At 67.9% G+C, this 14,432-nt stretch carries 15 protein-coding genes and 1 tRNA gene; 10 read left to right on the forward strand and 6 right to left on the reverse strand.

The genetic code is table 11. The annotated features are described in order from the left end of the window. Nucleotides 1-7 precede the first annotated feature (7 nt). A complete protein-coding gene (locus tag FVA74_RS03020) occupies nucleotides 8-1,324 on the reverse strand; it encodes a branched-chain amino acid ABC transporter permease (protein ID WP_370454485.1) in 1,317 nt (438 codons plus the stop codon). Between the two features lie 247 nt (nucleotides 1,325-1,571). Between FVA74_RS03020 and guaB the strand changes: the two genes are divergently transcribed. After that, nucleotides 1,572-3,074 (forward strand): IMP dehydrogenase, encoded by a 1,503-nt coding sequence (guaB, locus tag FVA74_RS03025; RefSeq protein ID WP_147720305.1) that lies wholly within the window; start codon nucleotides 1,572-1,574, stop codon nucleotides 3,072-3,074. 82 nt (nucleotides 3,075-3,156) lie between these two features. Here the strand turns inward: guaB and FVA74_RS03030 are convergent, their stop codons facing one another. Next, nucleotides 3,157-3,411, reverse strand: a complete 255-nt coding sequence (locus FVA74_RS03030) for a hypothetical protein (RefSeq protein WP_147720306.1) — start codon at nucleotides 3,409-3,411, stop codon at nucleotides 3,157-3,159. A gap of 44 nt (nucleotides 3,412-3,455) precedes the next feature. Then, the gene (locus FVA74_RS03035) at nucleotides 3,456-4,937 is read right to left on the reverse strand and encodes a PspC domain-containing protein (protein ID WP_168220034.1); all 1,482 of its coding nucleotides are present in this window, start codon (nucleotides 4,935-4,937) and stop codon (nucleotides 3,456-3,458) included. Between the two features lie 114 nt (nucleotides 4,938-5,051). Between FVA74_RS03035 and FVA74_RS03040 the strand changes: the two genes are divergently transcribed. Together FVA74_RS03040 and FVA74_RS03045 are read left to right on the forward strand one after the other, a co-directional pair. After that, nucleotides 5,052-6,203 (forward strand): ATP-binding protein, encoded by a 1,152-nt coding sequence (locus FVA74_RS03040; protein WP_240792285.1) that lies wholly within the window; start codon nucleotides 5,052-5,054, stop codon nucleotides 6,201-6,203. 40 nt (nucleotides 6,204-6,243) lie between these two features. Further along, on the forward strand, nucleotides 6,244-6,891 hold the full coding sequence (locus tag FVA74_RS03045; RefSeq protein WP_147720309.1) for a response regulator transcription factor: 648 nt from the start codon (nucleotides 6,244-6,246) through the stop codon (nucleotides 6,889-6,891). A gap of 141 nt (nucleotides 6,892-7,032) precedes the next feature. Here FVA74_RS03045 and FVA74_RS03050 read toward each other — a convergent pair whose 3' ends face one another. Continuing rightward, nucleotides 7,033-7,776, reverse strand: coding sequence for a LysE/ArgO family amino acid transporter (locus FVA74_RS03050; RefSeq protein ID WP_240792286.1), 744 nt, complete (start codon nucleotides 7,774-7,776; stop codon nucleotides 7,033-7,035). Between the two features lie 70 nt (nucleotides 7,777-7,846). Between FVA74_RS03050 and FVA74_RS03055 the strand changes: the two genes are divergently transcribed. Beyond that, on the forward strand, nucleotides 7,847-8,725 hold the full coding sequence (locus tag FVA74_RS03055; protein ID WP_187266459.1) for a LysR family transcriptional regulator ArgP: 879 nt from the start codon (nucleotides 7,847-7,849) through the stop codon (nucleotides 8,723-8,725). On the opposite strand, the gene FVA74_RS03060 is transcribed toward FVA74_RS03055, so the two are convergent. Then, on the reverse strand, nucleotides 8,722-9,924 hold the full coding sequence (locus FVA74_RS03060; RefSeq protein WP_147720310.1) for a pyridoxal phosphate-dependent aminotransferase: 1,203 nt from the start codon (nucleotides 9,922-9,924) through the stop codon (nucleotides 8,722-8,724). The two genes, FVA74_RS03055 and FVA74_RS03060, sit on opposite strands and share 4 nt — an antisense overlap. 206 nt (nucleotides 9,925-10,130) lie before the next feature. On the opposite strand from FVA74_RS03060, the gene FVA74_RS03065 reads away from it, so the two are divergent. The 6 genes from FVA74_RS03065 (at nucleotide 10,131) to FVA74_RS03090 (ending at nucleotide 13,704) form a co-directional block, all read left to right on the forward strand. Continuing rightward, nucleotides 10,131-10,203 (forward strand) — tRNA-Trp (locus FVA74_RS03065). Nucleotides 10,204-10,290: 87 nt separating this feature from the next. Beyond that, a complete protein-coding gene (gene secE / locus FVA74_RS03070) occupies nucleotides 10,291-10,569 on the forward strand; it encodes a preprotein translocase subunit SecE (protein ID WP_147720311.1) in 279 nt (92 codons plus the stop codon). Nucleotides 10,570-10,671: 102 nt separating this feature from the next. Next, the gene (nusG, locus tag FVA74_RS03075) at nucleotides 10,672-11,436 is read left to right on the forward strand and encodes a transcription termination/antitermination protein NusG (RefSeq protein WP_147723033.1); all 765 of its coding nucleotides are present in this window, start codon (nucleotides 10,672-10,674) and stop codon (nucleotides 11,434-11,436) included. 87 nt (nucleotides 11,437-11,523) lie between these two features. Next, nucleotides 11,524-11,955, forward strand: coding sequence for a 50S ribosomal protein L11 (gene rplK, locus FVA74_RS03080; protein WP_147720312.1), 432 nt, complete (start codon nucleotides 11,524-11,526; stop codon nucleotides 11,953-11,955). A gap of 90 nt (nucleotides 11,956-12,045) precedes the next feature. After that, on the forward strand, nucleotides 12,046-12,735 hold the full coding sequence (gene rplA / locus FVA74_RS03085; protein WP_147720313.1) for a 50S ribosomal protein L1: 690 nt from the start codon (nucleotides 12,046-12,048) through the stop codon (nucleotides 12,733-12,735). A gap of 90 nt (nucleotides 12,736-12,825) precedes the next feature. Then, nucleotides 12,826-13,704, forward strand: a complete 879-nt coding sequence (locus tag FVA74_RS03090) for an EamA family transporter (protein ID WP_147720314.1) — start codon at nucleotides 12,826-12,828, stop codon at nucleotides 13,702-13,704. On the opposite strand, the gene FVA74_RS03095 is transcribed toward FVA74_RS03090, so the two are convergent. After that, nucleotides 13,685-14,431: an alpha/beta fold hydrolase gene (locus FVA74_RS03095; RefSeq protein ID WP_168220035.1), complete on the reverse strand. Its 747-nt coding sequence runs from the start codon at nucleotides 14,429-14,431 to the stop codon at nucleotides 13,685-13,687. The genes FVA74_RS03090 and FVA74_RS03095 overlap by 20 nt on opposite strands. Nucleotide 14,432 lies beyond the last annotated feature (1 nt).

Below are 14,432 nucleotides of genomic sequence, written 5' to 3' on the forward strand. Positions count from 1 at the left end.
GGGCCCCTTAACCTATTCTCTCTCTGCGACCGAGGATGCCCTGTGGTCGGAAGAGCAGCACCAGGATCAGAATTCCGAGCGCGCCCACGTACTTGAGGTCCGAGGGAATCCACAGCCCCGAGATCTCGACCATGACGCCCACGATGATCGCGCCGATCAGGGCGCCGAAGGCGGTGCCAAGGCCACCGAGCGTGACGGCGGCGAAGACGAGGAGCAGGATCTGGGCTCCCATGTCCCACTTGATACCGGGACGGAAGTAGGCGTAGAGCACGCCGGAGAGGCCGGCCATTGCGGCAGCGACGATCCAGACGATGCGCACGACGCGGTCGACATCGATTCCGGATGCTGCGGCGAGCGAGGCGTTGTCGGAGACGGCGCGGGTGGCCTTGCCGATCTTGCTGAGCATGAGCCACGCGGCGAAGCCGATGATGACGATGATGCTGATGCCCATGCTCGCGAGGTCGATCCACGACAGCTGCACGTTGCCGAAGAGCTGGATCTGTGCCGCGTTGGCGCCGGGCAGCTGCAGGGTGCCGCCGCCGATGAAGAACTGGAACACATACCGCAGCGCGAGCGAGAGGCCGATGCTCACGATCATGAGCTGCACGATGCCGAGCCCGCGTCTTCGCAAGGGTTTCCAGAGGCCCGCATCGAGCGCCCAGCCGAAGGCCGCGCTCACGACGACCGTGAGCGGGATGGCGATCCACATCGGCAGCGACATCGTGACCCCGAGGAGGAGTGCGATCACCGCGCCGAAGGTCACCATCTCGGCGTGGGCGAAGTTCGAGAGCCCGGTCGTGCCGAACACGAGGGAGATGCCGACCGCGGCGAGGCCGAGCATGAGGCCGAAGTTGACGCCGTCGATCGAGCGCGAGACGAGCTGGTCGACGAAGCTGACGGTGTTGCGCTCGCCCTGGCCGATGAAGAAGTTCATCGTGACCCGGCCGCCGGGCCCAATCTCGACCTCCTTCTCATTGGGGGTCTCGTCCTCGCCCGTCTCGTCAACGACCGCGATGCCCTCCGGAAGTGTCTCCTCGTCGAGCGTGACGGTGTAGGCCTCGCGTTCGGGCACGCCCGCGCGCCACTGACCCGCGGCATCCGTCTCGACCTCGAGGTCGACGCCGTTGCCCGTGATCGTCAGGCGGACGTCCTCGAGTGGTTGGCCGTCGAGCTGGACGTTGCCGCTGATCTTGAAGGGCTCGTCTTCGCCGACCTCATCGGCGATGGCGGGGGAGCCGAGCATCAGGAATGCACCGACCATCGCGACGAAGGTGACGGCGTGCCAACGGGAGCGGCGCTGTCGAAGCCTGCTGGTGTTACTCATTGAACCTCCAAGGCAGTGCCCTCGGGAGATCGGGTCAATCCCCCCGCACGTACCGTCGACGCTGACGTTACTGGCCGATTGTGTCGCCGGTGTTACTCGGGTAAGCGATCGGTGTTGGTAATTATGACGGCGGAATAGCAGCGAGCGCCAACCGGTTAGCATGGAGCACCGGGAATCATCGCAGCTTCACCGGCACCCCTCGCCCGTAATCCCGGGCATTTTCGCCGACTCTCACAAAAGGGGAACAATGACCCAGCCGGATCCCTTCGGTTTCATCGGACTCACCTACGACGACGTGATGTTGCTGCCCGGGCACACCGATGTCATCCCGAGCGAGGTGGACACGTCGTCGCGACTGACCCGCAACATCCGGGTCAACACCCCCCTCATCTCCGCTGCGATGGACACCGTCACCGAGGCGCGCATGGCGATCTCGATGGCGCGCCAGGGCGGTCTCGGCGTGCTGCACCGCAATCTCGCGATCGACGAGCAGGCCGCCTATGTTGACAAGGTCAAGCGCTCCGAGTCGGGCATGATCACGAACCCCGTGACGACGACTCCGGATGCCACGGTCGCTGAGGTCGACGCCGTGTGCGGGCAGTTCCGTGTCTCTGGCCTCCCCGTCGTCGAGGCGGACGGAAAGCTCGTCGGCATCATCACCAACCGCGACATGCGCTTCGTCTCGCCCTTCGAGAAGGCGACGACGCTCGTGCGCGACGTCATGACGCGCATGCCACTCATCACGGCGCCTGAAGGAGTCGACCCCGATGGGGCGATCGCGATCTTCGCGGAGCACAAGATCGAGAAGCTGCCGCTCATCGACTCGAACGGACGACTGACGGGCCTCATCACGGTCAAGGACTTCGACAAGACCGAGCAGTACCCCTTTGCGACGAAGGATGAGGAGGGCCGCCTGCGGGTCGGCGCCGCAATCGGGTTCTTCGGCGACGCCTGGGAGCGAGCCGGCGCGCTCGCCGATGCAGGTGTCGACGTCATCGTCGTCGACACCGCGAACGGTGACTCACGCGGCGAGATCGAGATTATCCGTCGACTCAAGGGTGACAGCGCGTTCGCCGACATCGACATCATCGGCGGCAATGTGGCGACCCGCTCAGGAGCCCAGGCGCTCGTGGACGCGGGAGCGGATGCCATCAAGGTCGGCGTCGGGCCCGGCTCGATCTGCACGACGCGCGTCGTCGCCGGCGTCGGCGTTCCCCAGGTCACGGCGGTCTACGAGGCATCCCTCGCTGCGCGGGAGGCGGGCGTTCCTGTCATCGCCGACGGAGGCCTCCAGTACTCGGGTGACATCGCCAAGGCCCTCGTCGCGGGCGCCGAGACGGTCATGCTGGGCTCGCTCCTGGCCGGCACCGACGAGAGCCCCGGCGACATGATCTTCGTCAACGGCAAGCAATACAAGACCTACCGCGGCATGGGTTCCCTCGGGGCCATGCAGACGCGGGGCAAGAAGACCTCCTACTCGCGCGACCGCTACTTCCAGGCGGATGTGCCGAGCGACGAGCAGCTCATCGCCGAGGGCATCGAGGGCAAGGTGGCCTACCGTGGCCCCGTCGCATCCGTCACCTACCAGCTGCTCGGCGGACTGCGGCAGTCGATGTTCTACGTGGGGGCTCGCACGATCGACGAGCTGCGCGCGAAGGGCAAGTTCGTGCGCATCACGGCGGCGGGACTCAAGGAGTCGCACCCCCACGACATCCAGATGGTCGTGGAGGCACCGAACTACCGCGGCTGACTCGCGGAGCGAGCCTGCGAGCGACGAAGGAGCGTATCGAAACCCCTGCTCGGTTTCGATACGCTCCGCTACTCAACCCGCCTCAGCTGCGGCGCGTGAGTGCGGCGGCCAGGCCGCCCACGACGAGCAGCCCGCCGATGCCGAGCACGATCCATGCGGGTGAGATGTCGATCCCGCCGATCGCCCCCAGGTCGACCGCGACCTGCACGGCGTAGAGCGCCGCGATGATGACGAGGATGACGCCCCACACGATGGGGCCCGTGAGCACCCGGCGGTCGGCGTGCTCGGTCGAGGGGTCGTCGCTGTGAAGCCGTTCGGTGTCGTTCGTTGCGTGCATCCGGTCCTCCTGAGAAGCGTCGTCGTGCTTGTCTGTCGCGGCCATCAGTCGGCCTGCCGTACCGTCACGTCGCCCGCGATGACGAAGACGTCGACGATGACGCGCCTGTCGTTCGTCGAGTCGTATCTGGCGACCGAGGATGCGAAGCCGCCCGAGTCGACGATGTCGCCATCGACCTCGATGCGCCCGCTGATGGAGTCGACCTCGACCCTGCCGTCGGCATCGCCCGGCATGATGACCTCCACGTCGCCGTTGACGACGAAGAGGTCGACGGTGCCGATGCGGGCGTTGCCGGTGGCGAAGTAGTCCTCCATGTCGACGACCATGTCACCGCGGATGAGCATGCGGGAGTCGCTGCGGTCACTCGCGCTCGGCTCCCAGCGTGTCGTGCCCTCGGAGATGAGCGGGCGAGGGAACCATCCGAGTACGCCCGTGAAGAACAGGGCGATGATGACGAGGATCGCAACCCCGCTCGAGCCGCCGCTGCGACGCCCGCGGATGCCGTTGACGATGATCGCGAGACCCAGGACGGCGAGCGTGACCGCGAGGGATGCCGCGGCAAGCGTCGCGAACGCCAGGTCGGTGTCGCTCAGGATAAGTGCCGTCGCGGCACCGGCCACGAAGGAGAGCCCTACCGCGACGAGGGTGAAGGCCGTGTTGGGGCGCGTGCGGAGTTCCTTCTCGCGAGCGACGCGTGCACGTTCCGCGGCCTCTGCTTGGCGCTGGTGACGCGCCTCCGCCTGGCGCTGCTCGCGGGCAGCCTTCTCCGAAGCGGACTGCTGGGCGCGCCAGTTGTCGTGCTCACGCTTCCATTCGGCCTGTCCCTCGCGCCAGGCGGCGAGCTCCGCATCGCCCGCGGTCGCGGGAGGTGTGGGCGGCGCGGTCGGCTCGGAGACGAGGGGCAGGGTCGCTGAGGTTGCGGCGGCAGGGGCATCCGCCGTGGTCGTGGCCGGTGCGCCCGTCGTGGCCGGTGCGTCTGTCGTCGTGGCCGGTGCAGTCCCATCGGCGGGCGGCATGGCTGTCGCCGAGGGGGTGGCGCTCTGGCGATTCGCGAGCCAGACGACGAACCAGATGACCGCGCCCGTGAGGACCACGGTCCAGATGATCGCGCCGAGGCCCGGACCAGCCCAGTCGCCGTCCCACCAGCCACCAGTGAACCACCAGCCGGTGCCGCCGCCCACCGGCAGCATTGCGAGCAGCAGCAGGATCGCGATGCCCGCGAGGGCACGATCGAAGATGCCGCGGAAGAGCTCCTGCAGGTGGATGCGACCCGTCGTGTCGGGGAGGAGCAACCAGGCCGCAGCGTAGAGGAACAGCACGGGCGCGCCCAGGATGCCGATCACGACGAGGATGCCGCGGACGATCAGCGGGTCGATGCCGAGCCGGAGTGCGATGCCCGCGGAGACGCCACCCAGCCATCCCGGCTCACGGGTGAGGCCGAGGCTGCGCAGCCACGGGAAGAAGCCCGAGTCGGCCGCCGTTCCGCCGCGGGGCGGAGTGGGTGAGGAAGGGGTGTCGTTGTCCATGGCATCCATCGTGGCGGGACGGGCCGGCCCCGGCCATGGGGGACGTCCCTGAGCGCACCCTGATTCGTGGCATCCGGGTCGCTCCGGGCCTCGCACCTCTGCTTGGATTCAAGAGTGAGCCAGACCGAGACCAGCGCGCGACCGCCACTCGTGCGTCCTCGTCGCGCCGTCATTGGGGGCGTCTGTGCCGGGCTCAGTGAGCACCTCGGCTGGCCCGTACGGCGGGTGCGCCTCCTGTTCGTCGTGGCCTCGCTGCTCGGCGGGGCGGGCATCCTCTTCTATGGCTGGCTGTGGGCGCTCGTCCCCCTCGCCCCGGGGGAGGCGGAAGAGACGGCGCGCAGGCGCGCACCGATCGCAGCCGTCCTCCTTGTGCTCGGCGCCGTCGCGGCGGTCGTCGCCATCGTGCAGGCCAACGTCGCGGGCTCCGCATCGACGGCCGTCAGCCTGAGCCTGGCGCTCACGGGCGGTGCCGTCGTGTGGAGCCTCGCCCTCGATGAGCACGACCCTGACCGCTCGCCGCGCTACCGCCTCGTCATCCGCAGCGCGGGTGCGACCGTGCTGCTTGCGACCGGGCTCCTGCTCCTCGCCTCGAACGACTGGCGCCCAGAGGCCATGACGGCCGTCGTCGCGGTGGGCATGATGGTGCTCGGCCTCGTGGTCGCGATCGCCCCCTTTATTGTGCGCCTGTGGAACGAGCTCATGCGGGAACGCTCCGGTCGCATCCGCGAGGAGCAGCGTGCCGAGATCGCGGCGCACCTGCACGACTCAGTGCTGCAGACCCTCGCACTGATCCAGAACCGCGCGGGTGCCTCGAGCGACGTCGCTCGCATCGCCAGGGCGCAGGAGCGCGAGCTGCGCGAATGGCTCTTCGCGGGCGACGGTGCCCCCGGCGCTGACCTCGTGAGCGAACTGAGCGAGGATGCCGCCACGATCGAGGTCGAGTATCCCGCGCGCATCGACGTCGTCACGGTGGGGGAGTCGGTGCCGGCCCACCCCTCGCTCGTCGCGGCGGCGCGCGAGGCGATGCTCAACGCCGCACGGCACGGGGGCGGCGAGGTCTCCGTGTATGTCGAGGCCGCGGCATCCGCCGTCGACGTCTTCGTGCGCGACCGCGGACCAGGTATCGAGCTCGACGCCCTGCCCGCCGACCGCCTCGGCGTGAGAGAGTCGATCATCGGCAGGATGCAGCGGGCCGGCGGCACCGCGACCGTGCAGCGCGGCGCGGGAGGTGTCGGCACCGAGGTGCACCTGCACCTCGACCTGTAAGCCCTGCACCGTGAGCCCTCGAAGACTGAGTGGAGAAACCATGACAAGAGTCGTGATCGTCGATGACCATTCGATCTTTCGGTCGGGCCTCAAGGCCTCGCTCGATGCTGCGGTCGAGGTGCTCGCGGAGGCGGCCGATGTCGACGCCGCCGTGGCCGCCGTCACGGAGCATCGGCCCGAGGTCGTGCTGCTTGATGTGCATCTGCCGGGCGGCGCGGGTGGTGGCGGGGCGGAGGTCATCCGGCGCTGTGCGGGCCTGCTCGACTCGGTGCGATTCCTTGCCCTCAGCGTCTCCGACTCGGCGGAGGACGTCGTCGGCGTGATTCGTGCGGGAGCCCGGGGCTACATCACGAAGGGCAGCTCTGCCGATGACGTGAACTCGGCCATCCGCACTGTCGCGAGCGGCGACGCGGTCTTCTCGCCGCGCCTCGCGGGCTTCGTGCTCGACGCCTTCGGGGCGGCCGCGGGTGAGCAGGCGGTGGCCGACGATGAGCTCGACCGGCTCTCCGCCCGCGAGCGCGAGGTCATGCGGCTCATCGCGCGTGGCTACGCCTACAAGGAGGTCGCGACGGAACTGTTCATCTCCATCAAGACCGTCGAGACGCACGTCTCCGCCGTGCTGCGCAAGCTGCAGCTCTCGTCACGGCACGAGCTCACGGCCTGGGCGCTCGAACGCAAGCTCCTCTAGCCCCGCCTGCTTTCCCAACTCAGGACTTTCCTTTCCCAATTCAGGAGTTCCCGCTCGGGCTCCTGAATTGTGAAAGGTCGGGCCCGCTTTCCCAATTCAGGAGTTCCCGCTCGGGCTCCTGAATTGTGAGAGGGTGCCTCGTTAGTGGGAGAAGGCGAGGGATGCCGCGAGCGTCAGCATGATGACGGCGATCGAGGCGTCGAGGATGCGCCAGGCCTTGGGCGACGCGAGCTTCTTCGACAGCAGCTTGGCCCCGAAGCCGATGAGCGTGAACCAGGCGAAACTCGCGAGGATCGCGCCCGTGCCGAAGACCCAGCGCGCCGGGTCGCCGTGCGTGTTCGCGACCGAGCCGAGCACGACGACGGCGTCGAGGTAGGCGTGCGGATTCAGCCAGGTGAAGGCGAGTGCCGTCAGCACGGCCGTCGCGAGGGTGCTGCGCGTCGCCGTCCGCGTCTCGACGACGGGCACGGTGAGGGTCGCGGTGCCGCCACCGCCCGACGCAGGGGCAGCCTCGGATGCCACATCCAGGTCGACCGCGCTCGGCGCCGGCTCATCGATCGTGAGCCCCTGCCCCGATGGGCGCCACGCACGCTTCGCCGCGAGTAGCCCGTAGGTCGTCAGGAACGCGACGCCGAACCAGCGCACCAGCGTGATGACCCAGGGCGCGTTCTCGAGCACGGCGCCCACGCCGGCGATGCCTCCGAAGATGAGCACGAGGTCGGATGCCGCGCACACGAGCACGACGGCAAGCAGGTGCTGTCCGCGCACGCCTTGGCGCAGGATGAAGGCATTCTGGGCGCCGATCGCGGCAATGAGGCCGAAGCCCAGCACGAAGCCGGAGAGAGCGATTGCGAGGGTCGGGTCGAAGCTGGCGGGGAATATCACCCGTCCACGCTAAGGGAGCCACCTATATTCACGGAAGCTAATGTTCCTTAGTCAGCATTAGCATTGCTTCATGCAGATACCGCTCGACCTTGCCAAGACCGTGGCGGCCGTCGTTGACGAGGGAACCCTCGAGGGCGCGGCCCGCGCGCTCCACATCACGCCCTCTGCCGTGAGCCAACGCGTCAAGGCCCTCGAGCAACGGCTCGGGCGCGTGCTGCTCGTGCGGTCCAAGCCGGTGCGGGCAACGGACGCCGGCGCCGCAATCGTGCGCCTCGCCCGCCAGGCGACGCTGCTCGAGCACGAGGCGCTTGCCGAGGTCGGGCTTGACGACGATGGCGAGCGGCTCACCCCCATCGGCATCGCCGTCAACGCTGATTCGCTGGCCACGTGGCTACTGCCGGCGCTCGCCGAGGTGGCGCGCGAGCATCCGATCGTCTTCGAGCTGCATCGCGAAGACGAGGAGTACACGACGCGCCTGCTTGAGTCAGGGCAGGTGATGGCGGCCGTGACCTCGCAGGCGACGAGCGTGCCGGGCTGCGTCGTGACCCCGCTCGGCACGGTGCGGTACCGGGCGGTCGCGAGCGCCGAATACATCGAGCGTTGGATGCCCGAGGGCGTCACCCCAGGTGCCTTGGGCCGCTCTCCCCGCATCGACTTCGACCGTCGCGACGACATGCAGGCTGCGTTCCTCAGGTCCTTGCGCGTGCGCTCCACCCCACCCGTCCACTACGTGCCCGCGTCCGCCGAGTTCGCGGCGGCCGTGCGGCTCGGGCTCGGGTGGGCCATGCTGCCCGCCGAGCAGACGCGCGGCACCGAGCTGGTCGAGCTCATGCCCCAGCGCCCGCTTGACGTGCCGCTCTACTGGCAGCAGTGGAACCTCAGTTCACCCCTGCTGCAGGCGGTATCGGATGCGGTGGCCCGCGCAGCGCGCACGGTCGCGCTGGCCTAGCTGAAGAGGCGCTGCAGTCGCTGCACGCCCTCGAGGAGCGGCTCGTCGCCGAGCGCGTACGAGAGCCGCACGTAGCCGCTCGGGCCGAAAGCCTCGCCGGGCACGACCGCGACCTCGGCCTGCTCGAGGATGAGGTCGGCGAGCTCGAGCGAGGTCGTGGGGGTCACGCCGCCCCATTCGCGGTTCAGCAGTCCCGTGACGTCCGGGTACACGTAGAAGGCGCCCTGCGGGGTCGGCGTGACGACGCCGGGAATCTTGTTGAGCTCGGCGACGATGAGCTGGCGGCGACGGTCGAAGGCGTCGCGCATCGCGAGCACGTCGTCTTGCGGTCCGGTGAGGGCCGCGATCGCGGCGTGCTGCGAGATGTTCGAGACGTTCGACGAGAGGTGCGACTGCAGGTTGCCTGCCGCCTTGATCGCGCGGGCGGGGCCGACCATCCATCCGAGGCGCCATCCGGTCATGGCGTAGCTCTTGGCGACACCGTTGACGAGGATCGTCTGCTCGGCCAGCTCCGGCACGACCTCGACGATCGAGGGGGCGTGGGCCGAGCCGTCGTAGACGAGGTTCTGGTAGATCTCGTCGGTGATGACCCAGAGTCCGTGCTCGAGTGCCCACTCGCCGATGGCCTTCGTCTCCTCGCGCGTGTAGACGGCGCCGGTGGGGTTGGAGGGCGAGACGAACAACAGCACCTTGGTGCGCTCGGTGCGAGCGGCTTCGAGCTGCTCGACCGTGACTTTGTATTCCTGCTCCGAACCCGCGAAGACCTCGACTGGCACGCCGCCCGCGAGCTTCGTCACCTCGGGGTAGGTCGTCCAATAGGGGGCGGGCAGGAGCACCTCGTCGCCCTCGCTGATGACGGTCGCGAAGGCCTGGTAGACGCCCTGCTTGCCGCCATTGGTGACGATGACCTGGCTGGGGGCGACTTCGAGCCCGCTGTCGCGGAGGGTCTTCTCGGCGATCGCCTCGCGCAGCGCTGGCAGGCCGGCGGCGGGCGTGTAGCGATAGTTCTTGGGATCGAGCACGGCGGCGGATGCTGCCTCCACGACGTGCTGCGGAGTGCTGAAGTCGGGCTCACCGGCCGCATAGCTGATGACGGGTCTGCCCTCGGCCTGCAGCGCTTTGGCCTTGGTGTCGACCTTGAGCGTTGCGGACTCTGCGATGGCGGCGATTCGGCGGGAGATGCTGGGGAGTTCAGTCACTCTCTCAGGCTAGTGGAAGGTGTTTGGGGCAGGCTGGTTATTTCACCGGCACCACGATGGCCGCCGCGGGGCGCTCAACTTTACAGCCCTGTGGGCGTGACCTACACTGGTGCGTGGTGGTGGAAATCCACCAAGCTTTTCTGTGCCCATTTGAGGCGCTCATCCCGATCGGATCTGCAGGATAGCTTGGTGTGTTCACACACCGAAGGGCGGTGGCTCAATTGGTAGAGCAGCGGTCTCCAAAACCGCAGGTTGCAGGTTCGAGTCCTGTCCGCCCTGCAGCGTGACCAGTGCACATGCGTGCGCTGGCAGGCACCTGCCGACGGCCCGATGGCCGTTCGGTCCATGTCCGGAAGGTAATCAGCTGTGGCGAGAAACGTGACCGACGACCCGAGTGAGGATGTCGTCGCCAGCGCCAAGGCGGATCGCGCGACCCGTCGCGGCCCGTTTGGTCGCCTTGCGCTGTTCTTGCGCCAGGTGATCGCCGAGCTCAAGAAGGTCGTCACCCCGACCCGCAAGGAGCTCATCAGCTACACGGCTGTCGTGCTGGTCTTCGTCGTCATCATGATGGCGCTCGTCTCCGGCCTCGACCTCCTCTTCGGATTCGTCGTCGCGTATGTCTTCGGCAACGGACCCGTCGGCTGACGCCATCGCCCTCCTCGCCGGCACATGCTGCCGGATCGCCTGAGAACAACGGAATGAGAATCAGTGTCTGACACAGAACGCGACGAGATCGAGCACTCCTCCATGAGGGAGTTCGCTGTCGACGAGTCCGACGCCGCGTCGGCCCTCGAGGCCGCGCTCGACGCGCAGGCCCCTGCCGCCGAGAACGAGACCCCCGGCGACGAGGCTCCCGCCGACGCCGCTGATGAGACCGAAGAAGCCGAAGAGGCCGAGGTTGACCCCTACGAGGAGTTCCGCGCCGAGCTGCGTTCCCTCCCGGGCAAGTGGTACGTCGTGCACTCCTACGCGGGCTTCGAGAAGCGCGTCAAGCAGAACATCGAGAACCGTCGCGTGTCGATGACCATGGAGGACTACATCTTCCAGGTCGAGGTGCCGATGGAAGACGTCGTCGAGATCAAGAACGGCCAGCGCAAGCTCGTCACTCGCGTGCGCATCCCCAGCTACGTGCTCGTGCGCATGGACCTCAACGAGGACAGCTGGTCGGTCGTGCGTCACACCCCCGGCGTGACGGGCTTCGTGGGCAACGCCCACAACCCGACGCCGCTGCGCTTCGAGGAGGCCTTCAACATGCTGAAGAGCCTCGTGCAGGTCGTCGAGGCTCCCGCGAAGGGCGGCGCGAAGGGCGGCAAGGCCGTGCAGCGCAGCATCCCGCAGGAGGTCGACTTCGAGATCGGCGAGACCATCACGATCAAGGAGGGCTCGTTCGCGGGCCTGCCCGGTTCGATCAGCGAGATCAAGCCCGAGAGCGGCAAGCTCACCGTGCTCGTGTCGCTCTTCGAGCGCGAGACCCCCGTCGAGCTCAGCTTCGACCAGGTCACCAAGCTCTAACACTCCACAGTCCACCGCGGCTCGGATAGGCCGAGCAGGCGGAAGAACATCCGGTTCACGGATGCTCGAACACGAAAGAAGGAAACAATGGCACCGAAGAAGAAGGTCACGGGTCTGATCAAGCTGCAGATCCAGGCCGGCGCCGCCAACCCCGCCCCGCCCATCGGCCCGGCGCTCGGTCAGCACGGCGTCAACATCATGGAGTTCTGCAAGGCGTACAACGCCGCGACGGAGTCGCAGCGCGGCAACGTCATCCCCGTCGAGATCACGGTGTACGAGGACCGCTCGTTCACGTTCATCCTGAAGACCCCGCCCGCCGCCGAGCTCATCAAGAAGGCCGCTGGCGTCAACAAGGGTTCGGGCACGCCCCACACCTCCAAGGTGGGCAAGCTCACCAAGGACCAGGTTCGTGCGATCGCCGAGCAGAAGATGGCTGACCTCAACGCGAACGACGTCGACGCCGCATCCAAGATCATCGAGGGCACCGCGCGCTCGATGGGCATCACGATCGACGCGTAAGTCACCCCAGTCTTTTTGGCGACCACGGTCGCCGCAGTGGAAGAGCCCGCCTGGCTCGCTACCCACGAACTCATTCCTAGGAGAACAAGCATGGCAACCAAGTCCAAGGCCTACCGGGCCGCAGCCGAGAAGATCGAAGAAGGCAAGTTCTACACGCCCAACGAGGCCGTAGACATCGCCCGTGAGACCGGCTCGAAGAAGTTCGATTCGACCGTCGAGGTCGCGCTCAAGCTGAACGTCGACCCCCGCAAGGCCGACCAGATGGTTCGCGGCACCGTGATCCTTCCCCACGGCACGGGCAAGACCGCCCGCGTCATCGTGTTCGCAACGGGCCCCGCGGCTGAGGCAGCGATCGCTGCTGGCGCCGACGAGGTCGGTGGCGACGAGCTCATCGAGCGCGTGGCGGGAGGCTGGACCGACTTCGACTCGGCCGTCTCGACCCCCGAGTTCATGGGCAAGGTCGGTCGCCTCGGTAAGGTGCTCGGCCCGCGTGGCCTCATGCCGAACCCGAAGACCGGCACGGTCACGCCCGACACGGCGAAGGCTGTCTCCGAGATCAAGGGCGGAAAGATCGAGTTCCGCGTCGACAAGCACGCCAACGTGCACTTCATCGTGGGCAAGGCGTCGTTCGACGCTGAGAAGCTGCACGAGAACCTGCGCTCTGCGCTCGACGAGGTTGTGCGCCTCAAGCCGAGCTCGGCAAAGGGACGCTACATCGCGAAGGCGACCGTCACGACCACGTTCGGCCCCGGCATCCCCGTGGACGTCAACGCGATCTGACATCTGTCTCGTTGAGAAGGGGGTCCGCTTCGGCGGGCCCCCTTCTTGCATGTGTGCGCCGTTGGTGCTCGCGTGCGGCAGGATGGGCTGGTGAAGCCCCGCGATCGACTCCTCGCAGCGCTTGTCGCGCTCATCTGGGGCCTCAACTTCGTCGTGATCGACTGGGGAATGGAGGGTGTGCCGCCCCTGTTGTTCGTCGCCATCCGCTTCGTGGTGGTGCTGCTGCCCGCGATCTTCTTCGTGCGGCGGCCCCAGGTGCCCTGGCGGTTCATCGTGGGGGTCGGGCTCTTCATGTCGCTCGGGCAGTTCGCGTTGCTCTACTCCTCGATGCACCTCGGGATGCCGCCGGGCCTCGCCGCGCTCGTGCTGCAGGCGCAGGTGGTCTTCACGATGCTCATCGCCGCGGGCGCGCTCCGCGAGATCCCTCGTCCGACCCAACTCGCGGGGGCGTTGATCGGTTCGCTCGGGCTCGCCGTCGTGGCGTTCGGGCGTGACGCGCAGGTGCCGCTCCTCGCCTTCCTGCTCTGCATCGGTGCGGCACTCTCGTGGGGTGTCGGCAATGTCGTCTCGCGGGCATCCGGTGCGAAGGGCGGCCTGTCGCTGACGGTGTGGTCGGCGCTGGTCGTGCCCGTGCCGCTCTTCGTGCTCTCCCTCCTGCTCGAGGGGCCGCAGGAGGTCGCGACGGCACTGTCTGGGCTCGGCATCGAGGCCATCCTGGCGACCCTCTACACCGCCGTCATCGCAAGCCTCGTGGCCTACGGGATCTTCAACTCGCTGCTGTCGCGGTATCCGGCTGCGTCGGTTGTGCCGTGGATCCTGCTCGTGCCCGTCGTTGGCATCGTTGCGGCGTGGCTGTTGCTCGGGGAGGTTCCCAATACGGCGGAACTGCTCGGCGGGGCACTCATGCTCGCGGGCCTGCTGGTGGCGCAGCGCGCTGGTGCTGGGCCGTTCAGGCGAGTGCGGAGCTGACCGCCGCCCGCAAGGCGACCAGGTGCGCGGCCATCCCGTCGTCGCGGGCGGGCAGCATGGTGAGCGTCGAACCGCGGATGCCGACCTGCCACTGCTCCGCGATGGAGACCGGATGCACGGGGTCGCGGGGCGCCGCGATGATCGTCGTCGGCGCGTCCAACATCGCGAGTTCTTCGGAATCGCGGAAGGCACGGTTGCGCGGGACCTCGACGAGACGAATGGCCCTGGCCGTCGCATCCGGAGCCCGGAACTGCTGCAGGGCGGCGTTCGCGCCCGCATGTGTCACGAGGGTGAGCGCGTGGTAGAGGCTCGACGACTTGAAACGCTGCTCGGCTGCGGTGGCGCCGTGCCGCATGAGCAGTTCGCCCATGACGGGGAAGGCGCGCAGGTTGTGGGGGAGCGGCCGGTCGGTGAAGGAGGGGCGGATGAGCACGAGCCGGTCGATCTCGAACTCGCCCGCGAGCGCGAGGCGGAGGCCAAGCGCCGCCCCCATGGACACTCCGACGATCGAGAGTGCCCCCGACGCCGCGGAGGCGCGCACGGCGTCGGCGACCTCGGCGGTGAGCGCGGCGAATGAGAAGTCGGCGGCATCGCCGATGAGCGTCGATTCGCCGTGTGCCCGGATGTCGGGTGCGATCACCTCCGCGCCCCCAGGCAGCGCGGGCCCGAGCTGGTCGAGCAGGTGTGCGGCGCTCGTGCCGAGCCCGTGGAGCAGCAGCACGGCCACG

It is taken from the genome of Salinibacterium sp. dk2585, from assembly GCF_008001035.1.
Taxonomy (GTDB): Bacteria; Actinomycetota; Actinomycetes; order Actinomycetales; family Microbacteriaceae; genus Homoserinimonas.

Bases quoted from the DNA above. Each gene is read 5' to 3' on its own strand.
- FVA74_RS03020 (WP_370454485.1), bottom strand. From the start codon at position 1,324: ATGAGTAACACCAGCAGGCTTCGACAGCGCCGCTCCCGTTGGCACGCC.
- guaB (WP_147720305.1), top strand. From the start codon at position 1,572: ATGACCCAGCCGGATCCCTTCGGTTTCATCGGACTCACCTACGACGAC.
- FVA74_RS03030 (WP_147720306.1), bottom strand. From the start codon at position 3,411: ATGCACGCAACGAACGACACCGAACGGCTTCACAGCGACGACCCCTCG.
- FVA74_RS03035 (WP_168220034.1), bottom strand. From the start codon at position 4,937: ATGGACAACGACACCCCTTCCTCACCCACTCCGCCCCGCGGCGGAACG.
- FVA74_RS03045 (WP_147720309.1), top strand. From the start codon at position 6,244: ATGACAAGAGTCGTGATCGTCGATGACCATTCGATCTTTCGGTCGGGC.
- FVA74_RS03055 (WP_187266459.1), top strand. From the start codon at position 7,847: ATGCAGATACCGCTCGACCTTGCCAAGACCGTGGCGGCCGTCGTTGAC.
- nusG (WP_147723033.1), top strand. From the start codon at position 10,672: ATGAGGGAGTTCGCTGTCGACGAGTCCGACGCCGCGTCGGCCCTCGAG.
- rplK (WP_147720312.1), top strand. From the start codon at position 11,524: ATGGCACCGAAGAAGAAGGTCACGGGTCTGATCAAGCTGCAGATCCAG.
- rplA (WP_147720313.1), top strand. From the start codon at position 12,046: ATGGCAACCAAGTCCAAGGCCTACCGGGCCGCAGCCGAGAAGATCGAA.